Here is an 18,897-nt window from a genome sequence, read left to right as displayed (position 1 = left end):
AGAGCGACAACCTAACTGGTGTTTAGTTCCAAAAAAAGGATTTTAAGCATAAACCACCATTAAAAATCTTGCGAATTGAATAGATTAATTACCTTTGTTAAAATGCCGAAAGTTAGTTGAGGTACTGTTTTTTCTAACGTGTTTGTGTATGGTTAGTTGCGTGGTTTAGCAACTAAGTTAACAAACAAATCACAGATAGAAAATTCCAGCGGAATTTTCGTAAGTCGGCAGTGACCTAGCAATTAATTATACACGGTGTTAGCTACAGTTTTTTATATTTTAGTTTTTCAGAGTTTAACATTTTTTCCACTTTTTTATTCAGACTGCTGATTTTAAATTCAGAAAACAGTTCGATAATCAGAATATATATTAGTCCAAAAAGCGGTAACATTAGCATTTCAAATCCAATTTCATTTCCAACTATAATTTGATACAATGCTATAATCAGAGTTAGTGCCACAAAGAAAATCATAAACCAAATCTGCATCTTATATGTTGTTCCATTTACACGTTTTAAAGTCAGTTTGCTTTCAGTTCCGTTTTGATTGGTATTCACACAGTTCAAATTCAGTTTTACTAATGGACCAAGATTTGGTTCAAAAACTGCAAACGAAATAGTGCTATAAATATCAATTCCGCCATTATCTGAATAATCGCCTGATAGATTGAATTTCTTTCCGAATGTTTTTCGATTTAATTCAGTTCGGACAGTTTTGTAAAATTTATCTGCTGATTCGTGAACTATATATTCTGTTAATTTCTTATTCAATCGGTGGTTGGTTAAATTGTAGCTAACGTGTTTGTGTATGATTTCGTTGCGTGTTTCAGCAACTAATTTAGCAAATACAAACCAAATAGAAAATCCGCGAGGATTTTCGTAAGTAGGCGAGTACTAGCAATGAATTATACACGGTGTTGTATGCCGTTTTTTATTCAATAACTTTACTTATAATTAATTCGATATCAGTTGTTCCATTTGTGGAAACTGCTGATTCAATCCATTCTTGTTGTGTCATTTCATTAAACACATTTAAATTATTCTTAGCTTTAAAATTTACTCCGTTAATATGTGTTTTTATTTCTTCTTTAATATCTGAGTAGTCGTTAATTTGAAACTCAGCAGGTAATTGAAATTCACTTCCTAAAACTCTTTGGATAGCATTCCTTGAATAATAATTTTCTATTTCTCTTTTTTGTAAAATTAAAACTTCTCCGCCAAGACTTTCTACTTTTTCTATAAGACTAGCTTTATTGGCTAATTTACTTTCATAATCAACAGCTCCTTTGTCAGAGTCTAAAACGACTAAGAATCGTCTATTTATTTTTTGACATAAACTAGCGTTTACAAAAAAATCAACTTGGTCTCCACCACAAGGAACAAAAAGTATATCATCGGGAAAGGCTCCATTTATTTTTTCAAATGCAACTTTCCAAAATTTGACATCACCACTTCCTTCGACAAAAACAGCTTTTCTATAATTGTCATTTAATAAATTGTAATTTGGTTTTATTCCTAATTCTTGGATTACAATATCTAATATTTCGTGTTCGTTTTCATAATTGTAATAATTAGATTCTTCGTTTTCTTTTTTAACAACTATAATGTTTGAATCTCTTGTTGAACCAGCAAAAACTGGTGAATGTGTAGTTATGAAGAATTGACTATCGTCAGCTAATTCAATTATGGATGAAAGCAAATCTTGTTGAAGTTCTGGGTGAAGAAAAGTTTCAGGTTCTTCAACTCCAAAAATTTGATGTTGTTTTGTATTCTTTTGAGCTAAATATTCAAAATAAGCAACCATTAATAATCTTTTGAATCCCGTTCCTTTATTTGAAATTGGTATATCGAAATTGTCTGAACTAAATTTAAGTGAAAGGTCAAACTTGACGAGATTTCCCCAATTACAAACAGGTGATGTATTAATTCTTTCTAAATCAGGAACATTTTTTTGCATTAAAGCAGTAATTGTAGAAAACTCTGTTTCTAAATCTGTTTTAACGTTTGTCTCTATTTGACTTTTTAAACTTGCACTATTATTTAAAGATTCAGTTGCTATAGGTTTAAATTGATTTTGAAATGTTGTTGAGCCAATATTCAAATCTTGTTCTGCATCGAAAAGAGAGTATATAGGAAGCTCAACAAAATCATATTGTTTTTTTATGTTTTTTAAAAAATCTGAAGCTTCATATTCTTTTTCAATACGACCTAAATCTGCTGTGTTTTCATCAATTAATTCAATCTTAGAAAGATTGGTTACTCCACGACCTGAACGCGAGTAATCTAGATTTAAAGCTGAACAATAACTATTTATTTCCGTTTCTTTAATTCCCCAACAATTTGAATAGTCTGAACTGTCCAAATCATTACAGACATAAGTAAAGGATTTAACAACTTTACCTTTTGAGTTAAACTCAAAAGTTTTTTTGAGATTGATTTTTCCTTGTGAATCTAGTGCTAATTTATTAACACTTTCATTAGGTGTAAATCTTAAGTTTATTTCAGTTTTTTCATTATCAGGAATTCCTTTGAAAATGTCATTATGGTCAAATTTCTCATTAAAAAATGCGTTTAATGCTTTTAAAATATTTGATTTTCCTGAATCATTTTTACCTACAAATGAATTTATTTCACCAACTTTTAATCTTTGTAATTCAGAAATTCCTCTGAAATTTTTAATTGTAATATCAAATATTTTCATTTAGTTCTGGTTTTTCTGAAATGGCATACAACGGTCTAGTATAAGAATAGTAGCGGATTTTGAAACACTACCTTTTCGGTTTAACACAGACTTTTTTATATCTGATTACTTTGGTTCTAGCAATTAAACCGCTATTATTTTTATACATTGTTGGCAACTGGCTTTACTGTTGTAGGTCAGATGGTTCAACGAATTTTAATTCCATTGGTGTGAATTGAGTTCTTTTGGATAGTAATGAGTCAGCTAGTACATTATGAATTCCGTCTATACTTGATTGAATTACTCCAAATCCATCAACATCAAAATTGCTATTAACTTGTGGTTTGAAATAATTAACTAATTCTAACGATTTTACTCCAAAAGTTTGTAAACTATAATAAACTGATGTTTTATTGCTTTGCAGTTGAGCAGAAGCAGCAACACTCGCTAAATTGGAAATATCTAATCCTCTTTTTAATTTTTTGAATAAGTAGTGAGTAGAATATCCAATTCCATAAACAATTGTGTCATTTTGTCTTTTGACAATTTTAGTTTCAACATAATATACGTTAAAACTGGTTTCTTTTTTACCTAATTTTAAACCGCCAAATCCTGGTATTGAAATTCCTGCGTTTTCTTCTCCGTTATAAATTTTTACAACTGTACGCATACTATTCAGTTCATCTCTTGTTTTAGGAATTGAATCAGCAATTGATTGGTCGGAAAAGCCTACTTGATTAGTTTCTGCAAAGTCTTCTGTTAATTTAGTGAAATTTACTGCGGTTCCATCTATTGTGTCGTTACAACTTGTTACAGTTACAATAACAGTAATTAATGCTAAAATTTTAATTGTAGTTTTCATAATTTAATTGTTTAGTTGTTTGAGCCAATAGTTTAGTGATTCCGTATATGATTTTTTATATTCTGTTAGATATTGGTTGAAAGGATGCGAAGTGTCTAGTGTATTCTCTCCTTTTAAAATAGCTTTAATTGAATTAAAATTTGAAAACAATTCTGATAACTGAATTTTCTTGTTACTATCAGTTTCATCAAGTTTTTTAATTATTTCAGTAGTGAAATCTGTTATTTGCTGATTTACTGCTAATTCCTCTGCTATTGGACTAAAATTTACAGAAGAATATTTATAAAAGTCTCCTGTAATTATATAAGGAAAACAATTAGGTATAACAATATTGGAAGATTTGTTATTACATACAATTGATGAGTTTGGTTGTAAAGTAACGAAATTGTACCACTCTGGATTTAGAAATGTATAATGAGAATTTGGCGAATTTTGAATAGATAGCCATTCTGAAATTGTCAAAGGTAAATCCGAGAAAGATGGGTCAATAACATACTTTTCATTTTTGTTGGTACTATCATTCTTAACAAGAATGACAACTGCAACGTGAAAATCCCAATAAATTTTACCTGACTTTATTCCCAAAGGGTCATCTACATCTAAAGCATCTTGCTTGTTATATAGAGCAATTTTGAAAGGGTCAAAATTCCATATTTTAAGATGACTAATTTGTTTGTCGTTGAGCATTAAAGACATAACCATTGCCCTGTTTTGGCATCCATTGTAAACGGATTTAAAGTCCATTTTAGATTCCTCCAAAAAATATCTGACTAGTTCATTTGCCTTCTTTTTTGAAATTGCATCTTCGTCATTCAATTCCTTGTATGTAGGTGTTACTCCACCTGCAATGCCATAAGAAAAATCAATTTTAAATTCATTATGCTGGCTAAAACCAAGCAGGTAAATAAAAGAGATTAAAAAAGTAATTGTATATTTTTTCATATTTCTGGTTTTTTCTAGCTTGTTGCCAACGGTCTTGTGTATGAAACGTAGCGTATAAATAAACGCTAACTTTTCGGATTTAGCACGAGCCGAATTTTTATTTTTTCTATTTATCTTTTAAATTCTAAATATACAAAAATAAAAATTTGGCGGACTTAATAAATACACAAAAACCTCTCGAAAAGCCTGTAATAGCTATGTTTTATACACGTTGTTGTAAGTAGTGCTTTTTTCATTCAGCTTGTTTTTCCGATGTTTCTTATTTAGTACAAATGTGAGCGTTGGCAAGACATACTCTTTTGCAATTTTTGGCTTGTGTGGTGGCTGAAGCGAATTGCAAATGTGTATGGCTTTGAGCGTTGGCTTTTTACATTCCGCTTATTAATTCTTTCGCTTTATCCAACGTAAATGCTCCATCAACTTCCTTTTTGTCAAAAATCATAAAATAAGAAAAGTCGTGTCCAGCTTGTCTTTCCCATTCGTTTCCGAGTCTGCATTTTCCTTCGCTATCTGAACCATCCAAATGGTCTCCTTTTGTTTCAATTAATATTGTTTTTCCAGATTTAGTTCTCAAAATAAAGTCAGGATAATGATTGGCTTTAAATCCGTTGATGTAAAATCCTTTTCCTCTTTCTAAATTTCTATGCCAAAACTCAATATTTGAAGAAGTTCCGATTTCCATTATTACTCTTTCCTCAAAATTGTTCATTGTTCCTTCTTTTTCATACAATGAATTTCCGATTGATGAGCCAACATTTCCAGGGACAATTTCCTTTCCTAGTTTCCAGTTTTCTTTTGCAGTTATTCGCTTTGATTTAATTAAATCCATAAATCTAGTTTCTGCGTAAGCATCTGATAATTTTCTAATATGTGCCTTTATTTTGTCTGTATAACTCCATTTTCTAACTAAAATATCACGCATTTGTTCTGCGTTCATTCCGTTTAATATTCTACCAACATAAACTTTTATTTCTTGGTCTGGAATTGGATACATATTTCCAATAATCTGCATTATTTGATGCGTTATATCGCTTATTTGTGCATCTTTTGGTTTTGCCAAAATGTATTCTGCAATTGGGTCTTTTACTTGACTTTCTTCAATTTTTACCCAATCTGGCGTATAATTGTCTTTTACAGTTTCTGTTAAATCAACTTTGTATAAATCAGATGATATTTTGTCAAAGTCGATTTTTATATCTTCATCAGAAAGTTTGAAATCTTTCAATAAAGATTCTCTGTTTAACAATTCTTGGTCAGTTCCAAAAATGTCACTTGCTATTACTTTTAGAAAAAATTGAGGAAAATCGATTTTATCAATAATTTCTTTATTTGCTTCTTTTACTCGATAGCGTTTAACTTTATCTCCCATTTCTTGAAAAATATTTTCGTCAACAGGTTGTTTTTCTTGTTCCTGTATTTGCTGTTCTAATTCTTTGTTTTGTTCTTTTGCCATTGTTTCTATTTCTGTAATTACAGAAGTATCTTCAATGTCTTCTTCTTTTGCATTTGGGTCAAAAGAAATACGTTTTTTATCAATTGTTTCTTCTTCTGTTTCTTTTTGTTGCTCTGGAAAAAGAAAGGATTCAACAGGATTTACAACTTCTGTTTGTTTTTCTTCTTCTGTCATTTTATCAGAAACTCTATGTTCATTTCCACTAAATCCAGATGCTTTTAAACCTTCAACAATGCTTTGTAATGTGTCATTAAATTTTGCCGAAGCTGTTAATACATAGGAAAGATTTAACTGAAAAGCTTTATGTTTTTGAACGTAAGGTTGACGAAGTACACGACCTAAAATTTGCTCTACATCTACTGCACTCGATTTGTCAGCCAAAGACGCTAAAATGTATGCAAAAGGACAATCCCAACCTTCTTTTAAAGCATTTATTGTAATTATGTAACGAACTTCACAATCTTTACTTTGTAAATCTGGAATGTTTTTTAGTTCGTCAATATTCGCTGTTTTGATTTTTATTTGATTTTCGGGAATACCCAAACTCAATAATTGTTCTTTTAATTTCTCAAAAGTTGTATTGTCGTTTTTTGTTTTTGGTTGTGCTTGAAATAAAACGATTGGTCGAATGTATTTTCCGCCATCTTTTTCTTGCTTTATTGCCAAGTTTTCCAATTTGCGTTGTAAATGCAAAGCATTGTTAATCACTTCTGTTTTATCGTGATTGTTGTAAACGATAACAGGAAGTTTAACCATATGTTCCTTTTTTAATTCTATTGCAGGAACTAAACTCACAATATTACTATTGTCTTTAGGTGTTGCGGTTAAATCTAAAATGAATGATGGATTTAAGTTTTTTAGCATATCTACGCTCAAATCACTTTCTGCATTATGGCTTTCGTCAACTACTAAAACAGGATGTAAACTTCTTATTACATTGATTAAAGCTGTATCGTCAACATCTTCTAAAAGGTGTTTTCTATTTGTGTATTGTGGAACGAAAGATTCTAATTGTCCGTTTTCTTGATAGACTTTTCTGTCTTCTTTGTTTTTTGCTCTTAAACTGGCAAAACTCAAAACAAAAATGCTCAACTGTTCTTTTACAACGGTTGGATTAAAATTTGAACCTTGCAGTAAATCTTCTTTTTGATAAATCTCAACTTTGTTATTAAAAAGTGCATTTAGTTTTTGGCGATAAGGATGCTCTGGATTTGATAAAGCATTTACGGTTTGTTGTAATAAATTACTCCAAGGAACTAACCAAATAACTGCTTTAGTTTTACTTGTATCGTAAGCTGAAAAAATAGAATGTAGGGCGTTTACAGCAATAAAGGTTTTTCCGCCAGCAGTTGGAACTTTTATACAAACGTGTGCTGAATTTGGGATGTTATTTTTGTATGGTTGCATTCCAGTATTATCCAAAGGATTGTATGGTCCTATTTTATCTTCCCAATATTGATTAAATGCAGTCGATACATTTTTATGCTCTTGAACATATTGTAAATATTCTTCAAGATTTTCTATTACTTTTTGTTGATAGCTTTTTAATTCCATAATCTAAAATCTTGTAATGTCTCTTGGTATTTTTTTGAAAATGATGTTGTTTTTTGCCATAAAGTCTTTTGGTAGTAAACAATTATCTGCATAAATAACATATTGTTCGCCTTTTGTCTTTATGAGCTCTAAAGCATCAAAATCTAAAGTGGTTAGTTTGTTCTTTTCATAAATGAAATAATAAACCGAATCATCTTTTTTACCTAAAAAGTAATTAATTTCTTTTGGTGCTTTAAAAGGCGTTCTGGTTTCTGAAAACCAAATGTATTCACGTATTTTATTTATACCAACTTGCTCGTTTAAGTTTTGGTTCTCGTCAAAAAGTGGTAATCCTAATTCGTAAAAATCAAATGCACCTCCAGTTCCTTCAACTGCTTTTTTGTCTTTTCCATAACCTTTGGCTACACGTTTAACTCTTTCGGCTGTAATATCGTTAGCATAATCTTCCATTTCTACTAAAATGAATTTCCTATTACCACCATCTTGTTTATTGAGGTTTAGAACTGCGTGAGCAGTTGTTCCTGAACCAGCAAATGAATCTAATATTAAGGGCTCTTTTTTATTGTAAGTTGCTGATTTAATAAGGTTTGATATTAAAATTGAAGGTTTTGGGTAATCAAACGGTTTTTTTCCGAATAATAAGCTCAATTCTTTATCACTATCTTGGTTGTCTCCCCAATCAAGTAGTAAATCCACGACAGTTTTTCTTTTGTTTTTTTCTTTTTCTGTTGGTAGACGTCTGAAACCACCATTAGTTGTTATAAACAACAAATCTTCTTCACAAAACAAATCAATATCAGATTGTTTATTTCTAAAATGACCAAGCACTTTAAACTCGTTCAAAGTTCTATTATCTTTAATTAAAACATCTTCAAGGAATTCTAATTCCATAGTTTTAATTTTATAAGTTCCAGCTTTTATTATGTGAATATCTTTTTTTACTAAAATCCCTTTTTTTATGGTTCTTTCAGACTTTTCGTTTGTTGCATTATCAACTCTTCTTGTATCATCTGAAACTGTTTCGATACTTAATTTCTGAACTAATTTTGAATTTTTACTATATACAAAAACATATTCGGTAACGTTTGCTATATGTTTTGCTAAAAATGATGGCTGTTTTTTCTTTTTCCAAATAAATCGTCCAATGTAATTTTTTAGACCAAATAATTCATTACACATTAATTGCAGATTTGCCTGCTCATTTTCATCTATCGAGATGAAAATTACACCATCATTTGATAATAATTTTTGAAGTAGTTTCAATCTTGGGTACATCATACACAACCATTTGTCGTGTCTTGTTAAATCTTCTCCATCTTTACCTACAACTTCGCCTAACCATTTTTTAATTTTTGGATGATTAACATTGTCATTATAAACCCAATTTTCATTACCTGTGTTATATGGTGGGTCAATGTAAATTACATCAATTTTTCCTTCGTGTTCTGGTAATAAACTTTTTAGAGCTTCTAAATTGTCTCCGTGAATTATTTTATTTCCGCTTTGAGTTGGTTCTTTTTGTTCTCCTTTTTTTGCGGTAAAACCGTATTTGTGTTCCAAAACTCTATAAGGTACATCTTGATGATGGCTTATAACTTTGTCTTTTCCTATCCAATTGAGTGTTGGCATATTATTGTTGGTCTTTATTAGATATTATTAATTCTTTCACGTCCACATCTAAAATATTGGCAATATCCATTAAGGTTTCCAATCTCGGTTGTTGTCTATTTTGAGCATAAGCATTTACCATATTGTAGCTTTTTCCAAGTTTTTCAGCCAACCAAGTTTGTTTAATTCCTTTCTGTTCCAACACTTCCTTAATTCGGTTCATTTCAGATGTTATTTTTCAGCCACTAAAATAGTCAAGTATTTTAATTTATCTCAAAAAAATGTGTAAAAAGTGTGGATATTCTAATAATCGTGCGGTGGGAAAGGGAAAGCTCTTTTATTTTTTCGAGCGTTGGAATTGAGCGTTGGCAAAAAAATAAATGTGCTTGACTGAGCGTTGGCTTTTTTAGCTCAAATGTTCAATTTTAGCACGATTTCCGCATTACTTACAACGGTTTTGTGTATGATTAGTGGCGTGTTTAAGCACCTAATTTAGCAAATAAAAACCAAATAGAAAATCCGCTAGGATTTTCGAAAGTAGGCGAGAACTAGCCATTAATTATACACGGTGTTACCTGCCGTATTTTTTTCGGACAGCTTTAAATCTCTTTTCAGATGTTTGTAATATTATTACTCCATTTATAGCTTGCGAACCATAAAGACTTGCTGATTGTTCTTTCGTAATATATTTAATTCCATAGGTTTCTACTAATAATAAATCTCTTAAAGGCTCCTTGTTAATCAATGGATAGCCGTTAACTACAATTAATGGTTCAGGATTATTATTTCTAATCGTTATTTTTGCGTGTTGATTTGAATCCGAGATTAGAACATTATCGTTCTCAACACTTTTTTTATTTGGTTCATATTTTAAAACTTTACGTATTAAAGAATCCACGTATTTATATAGTTTCTGTTCGGTCAATTTATCAAACCGCATTAGTTTGAGTTCATTTCCATTTTTATTGTTTAATTCTACAATTCTATATTCAGCAATAAGAGTTTTGTCCTGATAGTATTTTAAGATTTGTCCGAAATCTGTTTTTTTAAGTTTAAGTTTTTCTTTGTTTACAATTCCGCTTATTCTTGGTGGTTCTGTACAAATGTTTAATTCATTAGTCTTGAATTTTCTTTTTTCAATAGTCCAATGAGTTTGGTAACAATCTTTAATGATTGGATAAAATTTAATCGTGTCGGTTTTAGAAAATAATTCGCTATTCGTTTTCCATATTCCAACCAATTCCTTTTTCTTAATTTGAGAGAAAGAGAAGTTAGTTAATAATAAAAAGCCTAATGTTAAAGCAGTAATTTTCATTTGTGGTTATATGGCAGGTAACGTATGTATATACGGAATTCCGTATATTTCTACTGTAACTAAATCTTTTTACAGTTTAGCTTCTTTTGAATTCTAAACTACTCTTTTCCTAATCAAAATCAAAATCATCAATAGGGTTTTTAATGTTTTCTATACCCATATTTGTAATGTGTGTATAAATTTCAGTCGTTTTAGAACTTTCATGACCCAATATATACTGTATATAGCGCAAACTAATCCCTTTTTCAAGTAAATGTGTTGCAAAACTATGTCTTAAAGTATGTGGCGTAACATTTTTAGAAATTCCAATACTATAGCTTTGTTTTTTTAGAAACTTTTGTATGCTAGAAGCTGTATACTTCCCTCCTCTTTGTCCTTGAATTAAATAATATTCGGGAGCATACTCTTTTAAATAAATTTGAATGAGTTTTTTGGTTCTCTTTGCAATAGTAACATAACGATCTTTCTTACCCTTAGCTGCCACAATGTGGATTTTATTTTCCTCTAAATATATTGATGATAATTTTAAGTTAATAATTTCACTTACTCTAAGTCCACAACTATAAATTACTGTTAGAATCGTTTTATGTTTCAAATTTGAAACAGACTTTAGCAATAAAATAGTTTCTTTTTGTGATAGCACAATTGGCAATGGCTTACTTTTCTTTGGGCGATCTATAAAATAAGTTTGTTGTTTTCCTCCTAATACTTTTTCATAGTAAAACTTTATCGCATTAATCATTTGATTTTGATACGATTCACTAATTTCTCTTTCTTGAACTAAATAGCGCATGTATGCTCTAATCATTTCATTGGTAATTTCTTGAGGTTGATAAGCATAGTGATAGGTGAAAAAAATAGATAAAAAACTTTTGTAAATTTTGATAGTTGATTCACTATAACGTAATGCTTTTAATTTATCAATTACAACATCAGGACAATCTCTTTGATGTTCATTTAATATTTGAGTTTTATAAGGCTTCTTAGCTCTTTTTTCCCTCTTGTCAATGTAGTTGATCTGATATTGCTTTTTTAGTATCGACTCCAATTTTTCAATATTAATTTCTGTGTAGGGAATTGTCCAATGTTTATACTCTGAATTATAATAGTAATAACTAAGTGATTTAATAAATTTAATCCCTTCCTGAGTAGGATGACAAGTTATGCGAAGTCTATTTCCTTTGAGAATTATAAATGTTACTTCTTTTTTTGGTTGTCTTGCAATGGACTTTAAAAACGTTCTTGAAGTTTCATTTTTAGGAATTAGCCATTTTTTATACTTATGATACCATTTTGAATAAGCATAAGTCTTTATAAGTTCAATTCTGTTGTCTGTTTTATCAATTTCAACTTTGTACCAATATTCATTTCTATAAAAAATCTCCGTTACTTTCATTAAAACTTCCTGTTATTACTTCAAATAAAAGGAATATATGGAATTTTTATTCAATATTTTAAAATTTTTAATAAGCGTCATTAATAATGTATAAGCGTTGAAAATGCACTCATCCTTGTACTTTTAATTAAGATTGTAAGAAACTTGAAGTCGTTTTGTGCTTTTCTAAATTTTACTCAAAACATATAATAGCTTTGATGGTATACTTAAGTTTTGGTTTTAAGATGCAAGTATATGGATTCACAAACAGGCTAATCACCTTTAAATCTTTAATGAGAAAGTTAGCTTTCAAAAACCTTGACATTCGATTTTTAGATTGCTTTACGCTTTTTATGGCTGTCACTTTTTGACAAGAAAAAAGGTTAAACTGAAATTTCAGTTTAACCTTTTTTTTTATGTTTTATGATGTGAAACTAAATCAAGTTCAGCGTAATGTAATTTTATTTAAAAATTTAGTTTACAAGAGATTCCTGCCTCCGCAGGAATGACAAAAAAGCCTAGTATAAATTACAATCGATACGTAAGTCCAATTTGAATAACTGCATTTTTACCTTCAAAGTTTGGCGCTCTGTCTTGGTCAAACATATCTGCCAAACCTAAGTTATAACGTGCTTCAATAGCTACATTTTCTAAGATTGTGAGTCCAATTCCACCGTTTACTCCAAAGTCAAAGTTTTTAAAACTGTCTTCAAATTCGTGAATTTTCACACCAATTTGTGGTCCAACTTGAATGTTTAAAAAATCTGTGAGTTCATATTTTAACATTAGCGGGAATTGCAAGTAATCTGCTCGCAATGCTTCTTCTTTCGCACCTTGTCCAGAATATAAGATTTCTGGCTGAAAGCGTAATTTTCCTGCTAAGTGCATGTCTATAAAGAATCCGCCAACAAAACCAATTCTGGAGTCATTCAAACCATCTTGAATGTCGTTTAAGTTTGTGCCGCTGTAGCTAGAAATATTCACTCCTATTTTAAATCCGTAACGTGTTTCAGAATCTTCACTTACGTAATTATCTACAGCTATGGATTCGTCACTTTCATTAATTATTTCTTGCGAAAAAGCAATGAATGAACACATTAAAAGTGAGAGATGTATCAATTTTTTCATTTGTATGTTTTTTATTTTTGGTTGATCAGATTCTTTTTTTTCGAGTACGAATCTGTTGATTTTTAGTTATTTGTTAAAAGTAATTATCCCTTTTTCAAAAATTTAAAATATTCGACCCTAATTTCGATTTTTTCGATGTTTCGAAGAATAACGTCTTTATAATACCATCTGCGAGTCCAATTTTAGGAACATATATCTTACGTGCGCCACTCCATTTGCATGCAGAAAGGTAAATTTTGGTTGCAGGAATTATCACATCGGCTCTATCTGGATTTAATCCTAATTCAGAAATACGTTCTTCATAACTTAAACTTTGCAAGAATTGATATTGCGCATTTAGATAGATATACGATAACGGTTCTCCAATTGGAGTTCCCGACATTTTGTACAGCTTATTGATGTTTCCGCCCGAACCAATTAATGACAATCGCTTTAAGTCTTTGGTATTTTTACGGACCCATTTTTCAATATCTTTCCAAAAAGAATCTGTAATCATTCCATTTAATAAACGCACCGTTCCTATTTTGAAAGATTGTGACGTTTTTATTTTTCCGTTAGAGAAAATAGTAAATTCAGTACTTCCACCTCCAACATCTACATAGAGATAGTCTTTTTCTTTAGCAATGACATTGTGAAGATCGGTAGATGCAATGATTTCTGCTTCCCTTTTTCCATCAATAATATCAATTTTGATGTCGGCTTTTTTCTTGATTTTTTCAACAATAGCAGCGCCATTTTTGGCATCGCGCATCGCAGAAGTTGCACATGCCATATAAGTTTCCACACCATGAACATCCATGAGTAAACGATATGATTTCATCGCATTCATCATACGTTCTACGTTGGTTTTAGAAATTTCTCCGTTGGTAAATACGTCTTGTCCCAAACGAATAGGTACACGTACCAACGAACTTTTTTTGAATTTTGGTTCCTTATCTTCCTCTTCAATTACATTTGCAACTAACAATCGTATAGCATTCGATCCAATATCAATGGCAGCAAATTTTCTAATTCTCAAAATGGACTTTTTTTTATGTGTTAATTTGACATTTTTTCTAAATAATAATCATACGTAGCAAACTGTGAACGCACTTTTATCAATTGATTTTTTCGATATGCATTGTCTTGTTTTTCAGAGAATACACGTGCTTTCACATTGTCACTCCAACCAATATTGAACGTATCTAGCAATTCTTTTTTGATATCTTCATCGTATATCGGACAGGAAACTTCAACCCTTTTGTCTATATTTCGCGTCATCCAATCGGCAGAAGAAATATAAATTTTTGGATCTCCATTATTTCCAAAGATAAACATTCTTGGGTGTTCTAAAAACTTGTCTACAATACTTATGGCTTCTATATTTTCGCTCATTCCAGGAATTCCAGGAATTAAACAACAAATTCCACGAATAATTAACTGAATTTTTACACCTGCTCTACTTGCTTCATATAATTTGTCAATAATTTTATAATCCGATAAACTGTTGACTTTTATTTTGATATACGCTTCATTTCCTTCTTTTGCATTTTTTATTTCCGTATTTATCAACTTATTGAATGCATTTCGCGTATAGTGTGGCGACACAATTAGGTGTTTGTATTTGGCTACTTTGTAATTGGTTTCAAAGAATTCAAATACTTTAGCAACTTCTTTTAAAACGTCTTGATCAGATGTGAAAAGTGTATAATCTGTATAAATTTTTGCCGTAGATTCGTTTACATTTCCTGTACTTACAAATCCATATCGAACTATTTTATTGTTTTCTCTACGCTCTACAACACAGGTTTTACTGTGTACTTTTAAACCTTGTACACCAAAGATGAGATGGACACCTTCACTTTGTAATTGTTCGGCGTATTTTATATTTGCAGCTTCATCAAATCGTGCCTGTAATTCTATTTGAACTGTTACTTTTTTACCATTTTTTACAGCATTTACTAACGAACTCGCTACATGTGAGATTTTTGCCAAACGGTATACCGTAATTTTTATGTTTTCTACTTTCGGATCTAAAGCCGCTTCACGCAGAAAGCGAACTACATACGCAAATGTGTGATACGGTGCGTATTGTAAGTAATCTTTTTGTGCAATTTTTTCAAAGATACTTCCTTCTCTACTCAAGCCTTTTATGGGCAATGGCGGATACGATTTGTACAATAAATTTTTACGTCCTAAACTTGGAAAAGACATGTAATCTTTGCGATTGTGATAACGTCCACCAGGAATTAAACTATCAATATCATCAATTCCCATTTTGTCAAGTAAGTATTGAAACGTGTCTTTGTCAATCGTTTTGTCATATACAAAACGAACAGGTTCACCACTTTTTCGTCCTTTTACACTGCTTGATATTTTTTGGATGAAACTTTTCGTTAAATCGTTATCAATATCCAATTCGGCATCACGCGTAATTTTAATCATGTGTGCCGACAGACTTTCATATTCAAAAATACTAAAAATCTCTCCTAAAGAGTGACGAATAAGATCGTCTAGTATTATGATGAACTGTTTATCGCCTTCACTTGGTAATACCACAAAACGATCAATTGATTTTGGAATTTCTATGAGCGCATATTTTATTTTTTTGATGCGTGGTTTAAAGAAACGTGTTACTTTTTTGGTGTTTTTTGTCTGTTCTTTCATCACCATACGAATTGCCAAATATGCCGCTTTGTCTTTTAGACTTGGCATTTCGTCAATGTCATCCAAAATAATGGTTACCAGCGCTGGACTTACTTTTTCAAGAAAGTATTTTTCAATGTACGCACTTTGACTCGGCGATACTTTTTGCTCATTGATAACGAATATGTTTTCTGTCTCTAAGGTTTTTTGCACTTCGTTCAAGATGCGTAAACTTTCACTCTGTTGCTTGATTACAATTTTGGTAATTTGTTCTAACAGATCTTTCGCTTTTGCGCCACCTAATACACTTCTTCCACCTTTTCCTGCTTGTGCAATACGTTTTACTGTAGCGTAACGTACTTTGAAAAATTCGTCTAAGTTGTTTGAAAATATTCCTATAAAACGCAAACGTTCAATGAGTGGAACCGTTTCATCGGCAGCTTCTTGCAATACACGACCGTTGAATTGCAGCCAGCTTATTTCTCTGTTAATGTATTTATTTTTGGTATGCTGCATTATTTTAAATCTTTAGGGAATACTTTTAGTATAGTTTTACCTTCGTTGATGGTTTTCCATGAATTGGCTTTAAATTGAATGACCACTACGCCGCTTGTTGGCACATTGTCAAAAAATTGGCTTCCATACGTGTTGGCAACAGCCGTAATAGCATGATTGTGTCCAAAAACTAGTAAGGTGTTTACGTCATCATCACACGATTTTACCGTTTCTACCAAACCTGAACCACCAAAATCATACATATTTTCTTTGATGATTACTTTGTCAAACGGATATTCAAGACAACGTGTAAATATGGCGCAGGTATGTAATGCTCTGTTTGCAATACTTGAATAGATTACATCTGGCGTATCAATTTTATCAGCAATGTGATTTGCTACTAAATGTGCGTCTGCTATTCCACGAAATTTGAGTGTACGATCTTTGTCATCTACAGGATGTTCCCAAGATGATTTTGCATGTCGTACTATGATTAAAGTTTTCAATGTATTTGTTTTTTGATTAAGGTGCTAAACGTTCTATTTTCCATGAATAGTCGGTTTGTAATTGGTAACGCATTCTGTCATGCAATCGGTTTGCTCTGCCTTGCCAGAATTCTATTTCTTGTGGCTTTACAATATATCCGCCCCAATGTGATGGGCGTGCTATTTCTTTCCCTTCGTATTGTGCTTCTAAATTTTTCAGTTTTTCTTCTAAATGTGCTCTGGATGGAATTACGGTACTTTGATCTGATACGATTGCGCCAAGTTGGCTTCCGCGTGGACGCGATTCAAAATATCCATCAGATAAGTTTTTGGCTATTTTTTCTACTTTTCCTTTTATGATAATTTGTCGCTCCATCGCTGGCCAAAAGAACGAGATACATACATTTGAATTTTCGGCCATAGCCAAGCCTTTTTCACTTTTATAGTTTGAGTAAAAAATGAATCCTTCGTAAGTGTACTTTTTTAGTAGAACGACTCTACTTTTAGGAAAACCATCCATACCAATGGTACTTATCGTCATTGCATTGACTTCTGCAACCGTTTCTGATTTTTCAACTTCCAAAAACCAATTACGAAACATCTCTATTGGATTTTCAACACAGTTTTCTTCTAGTAGTTCACTTTTTTCGTAGGATTTACGATACTCACTTAAATCTTGTTTCATGCGTTTTCTTTAACGTACGTATTTTGGAAATTATAGTAATTGCAATTTACAGCTTTTCGTTCGTTTAGAGAAGTAAAAAGGCATGCTTTTGTATTAAGTTTTCATCAAGTTAATTCACAATTTTAAGCATAAAAAAAGGGACAACCGAAGTTATCCCTTTTATACATTTTAAAGAATTGTTGTATTTACTTTTCTTGACAGTGATCAAAACAAATTGATTCCATGAAATAAATGCTGTAACATGGCAAGCCAGAAGTTCCTCCTTTTACAGTTGTTGTTTTAAGGTTAGAAATTGATTTTTTGTTTAATGTTAGGTTTTTAATTTGTCTTTTTTTCATGATTTAGAATTTTATAAAGCCTCCGTTTTTATAGGTTTTCGGCAATACCTTTTCAATCGATTGTTGCACCAAATTAGAAAGGAATTTGTATAAAAAAAAGCATGCTTGACGTAAATTGGATGATTTAAGGATATAAAAAAAGACAATTTAAAAGCTGTCTTTTTTAGTATTTACTTGATTATTGAATTGCATAACAAATGCCGTTATGATCTGGCAAATCAGTCATCCTGTAACCAGCAGGAAGATCATCAGATACCGTGTCAGTCCCTCCTTTTAAGGCATTAATTGTTAGTCTATCAATTTTAGCAATAGACGTTTTAGTAAGTTTCAGATTTTGCTTTGTAACTTTTTTCATAAGGTTTCAAATTTTGTTTTCTTTTAATAAAACTAAAAATAATGATGTATTTATCCATTCTTTTTCACCTTAAATCAGCTAATTTAAGGAATTTAAAAAGTATCAAAAACATTTAATAAACAGCACTTTACATCTATTTTTCAGAAACGTTAGCTATTTATTATTTGGCATAAAAAAAGGAGCGTTTCCGCTCCTTTTTAAACATATTGTTTTTTGATTTTAGTGACATTGCATGTTTCCACATCTACTATACAAAGCAGTTTGTGTACATGTAGGTGTACAAGAATAGTGTCCACCTTTTACTTCAGTTGCATCTAATGTAGATACTTTCTTTTTGTTAAGTCCTAATTTTAAAGTTCTTGATTTTTTCATGGTTATAGTTTTATTAATAATGCCTACTATTGTAAAAGGCTTTCGGCTTTGCCTTATCAATCTTTATAGGTTAAAATTGACAAGTGCAATCTATTGAAAGTTTCAATATTTAAAAAAGCATGATTCCGTAAATTAGATGATTTAGGGTAGTATTAATAACACATTAGGTTTCCACATTGTGAAGCATGCGCTGAGAATTGGCCATCTGAAATAGGATCAGTTCCTCCTACTATTTTTAAAGAAAGTATAGTACTAATTTTTGCGATTTCAACTTTTGATATTTGTAATTTTTTTGGTTGTCTTTTTTTCATAATTGTAAGGTTTTATTGATTTTATTATTCATTTATTTAAAGTACTAAAGCTATTGATTCTGATTTGTTCATTAATTGTAACGCTCCTTAATTTAGAGAATTTAAAGCATGTAGAAAATAATAAAAAACGTCCTAAGCCTTTTGCTGAATGCGTTTTTCCAATTCTTTGATATAGTATGAAGGATTTATTCCTGTTGCATTTTTGAAATGTTTTGTAAACGATTCAGGGCTTTTATAACCAACTTCTAACGCTATATGTTTGATGGCATATTTACGAAATTGATTGTCTGAGTTTAATCGGTCAATTGTATAATTG

General features: G+C 30.9%; 19 protein-coding genes. All 19 read right to left on the bottom strand.

Annotation, left to right across the window (positions count from 1 at the left end; translation table 11 throughout):
• Positions 1-262 precede the first annotated feature (262 nt).
• Positions 263-769 carry a hypothetical protein gene (locus AB8B65_RS20505; RefSeq protein ID WP_405303147.1) on the bottom strand — a complete coding sequence of 169 codons (507 nt, stop codon included), beginning with the start codon at positions 767-769 and terminating at the stop codon, positions 263-265.
• Between the two features lie 160 nt (positions 770-929).
• The gene (locus AB8B65_RS20500; RefSeq protein WP_405303146.1) at positions 930-2,699 is read right to left on the bottom strand and encodes an ATP-dependent nuclease; all 1,770 of its coding nucleotides are present in this window, start codon (positions 2,697-2,699) and stop codon (positions 930-932) included.
• 163 nt (positions 2,700-2,862) lie between these two features.
• Positions 2,863-3,540: a hypothetical protein gene (locus AB8B65_RS20495; protein ID WP_405303145.1), complete on the bottom strand. Its 678-nt coding sequence runs from the start codon at positions 3,538-3,540 to the stop codon at positions 2,863-2,865.
• A gap of 3 nt (positions 3,541-3,543) precedes the next feature.
• Positions 3,544-4,482, bottom strand: a complete 939-nt coding sequence (locus AB8B65_RS20490) for a protein-glutamine glutaminase family protein (RefSeq protein WP_405303144.1) — start codon at positions 4,480-4,482, stop codon at positions 3,544-3,546.
• Between the two features lie 367 nt (positions 4,483-4,849).
• Positions 4,850-7,489, bottom strand: coding sequence for a DEAD/DEAH box helicase (locus tag AB8B65_RS20485; RefSeq protein WP_405303143.1), 2,640 nt, complete (start codon positions 7,487-7,489; stop codon positions 4,850-4,852).
• Positions 7,490-7,492: 3 nt separating this feature from the next.
• Positions 7,493-9,118 carry a site-specific DNA-methyltransferase gene (locus AB8B65_RS20480; RefSeq protein WP_405303142.1) on the bottom strand — a complete coding sequence of 542 codons (1,626 nt, stop codon included), beginning with the start codon at positions 9,116-9,118 and terminating at the stop codon, positions 7,493-7,495.
• A 1-nt stretch (position 9,119) separates the two neighbouring features.
• Complete coding sequence (locus AB8B65_RS20475) at positions 9,120-9,320, bottom strand: helix-turn-helix domain-containing protein (RefSeq protein WP_150937047.1); 201 nt, start codon at positions 9,318-9,320, stop codon at positions 9,120-9,122.
• 348 nt (positions 9,321-9,668) lie between these two features.
• Entirely contained in the window at positions 9,669-10,412 is a 744-nt protein-coding gene (locus AB8B65_RS20470; RefSeq protein ID WP_405303141.1) for a hypothetical protein, read from the bottom strand.
• Between the two features lie 109 nt (positions 10,413-10,521).
• Entirely contained in the window at positions 10,522-11,808 is a 1,287-nt protein-coding gene (locus AB8B65_RS20465) for a tyrosine-type recombinase/integrase (RefSeq protein ID WP_405303140.1), read from the bottom strand.
• A 507-nt stretch (positions 11,809-12,315) separates the two neighbouring features.
• On the bottom strand, positions 12,316-12,915 hold the full coding sequence (locus AB8B65_RS20460) for a porin family protein (RefSeq protein ID WP_405303139.1): 600 nt from the start codon (positions 12,913-12,915) through the stop codon (positions 12,316-12,318).
• Positions 12,916-13,009: 94 nt separating this feature from the next.
• Positions 13,010-13,936 (bottom strand): Ppx/GppA phosphatase family protein, encoded by a 927-nt coding sequence (locus AB8B65_RS20455; RefSeq protein WP_405303148.1) that lies wholly within the window; start codon positions 13,934-13,936, stop codon positions 13,010-13,012.
• Between the two features lie 17 nt (positions 13,937-13,953).
• Positions 13,954-16,056: a polyphosphate kinase 1 gene (ppk1, locus tag AB8B65_RS20450; RefSeq protein ID WP_405303138.1), complete on the bottom strand. Its 2,103-nt coding sequence runs from the start codon at positions 16,054-16,056 to the stop codon at positions 13,954-13,956.
• The gene (locus AB8B65_RS20445) at positions 16,056-16,541 is read right to left on the bottom strand and encodes a SixA phosphatase family protein (RefSeq protein ID WP_405303137.1); all 486 of its coding nucleotides are present in this window, start codon (positions 16,539-16,541) and stop codon (positions 16,056-16,058) included. The genes ppk1 and AB8B65_RS20445 overlap by 1 nt, the downstream gene beginning before the upstream one ends.
• Before the next feature lie 16 nt (positions 16,542-16,557).
• Positions 16,558-17,205: a pyridoxamine 5'-phosphate oxidase gene (gene pdxH, locus AB8B65_RS20440; RefSeq protein ID WP_405303136.1), complete on the bottom strand. Its 648-nt coding sequence runs from the start codon at positions 17,203-17,205 to the stop codon at positions 16,558-16,560.
• A gap of 185 nt (positions 17,206-17,390) precedes the next feature.
• On the bottom strand, positions 17,391-17,543 hold the full coding sequence (locus AB8B65_RS20435; protein ID WP_405303135.1) for a hypothetical protein: 153 nt from the start codon (positions 17,541-17,543) through the stop codon (positions 17,391-17,393).
• 178 nt (positions 17,544-17,721) lie between these two features.
• Positions 17,722-17,898, bottom strand: coding sequence for a hypothetical protein (locus tag AB8B65_RS20430; RefSeq protein WP_405303134.1), 177 nt, complete (start codon positions 17,896-17,898; stop codon positions 17,722-17,724).
• A 219-nt stretch (positions 17,899-18,117) separates the two neighbouring features.
• Positions 18,118-18,270 carry a hypothetical protein gene (locus AB8B65_RS20425; protein ID WP_298512968.1) on the bottom strand — a complete coding sequence of 51 codons (153 nt, stop codon included), beginning with the start codon at positions 18,268-18,270 and terminating at the stop codon, positions 18,118-18,120.
• A 152-nt stretch (positions 18,271-18,422) separates the two neighbouring features.
• Positions 18,423-18,581: a hypothetical protein gene (locus AB8B65_RS20420; protein ID WP_405303133.1), complete on the bottom strand. Its 159-nt coding sequence runs from the start codon at positions 18,579-18,581 to the stop codon at positions 18,423-18,425.
• 132 nt (positions 18,582-18,713) lie between these two features.
• Positions 18,714-18,897 (bottom strand): helix-turn-helix domain-containing protein (locus AB8B65_RS20415; protein ID WP_405303132.1); only part of this gene is annotated, 184 nt, incomplete at its 5' end.

This window comes from Kordia sp. (genome assembly GCF_045105435.1).
Lineage (GTDB): Bacteria > Bacteroidota > Bacteroidia > Flavobacteriales > Flavobacteriaceae > Kordia.
The sequence above is the reverse complement of the archived record's forward strand: the minus strand, read 5'-3'. Positions and strand labels throughout refer to the sequence as shown.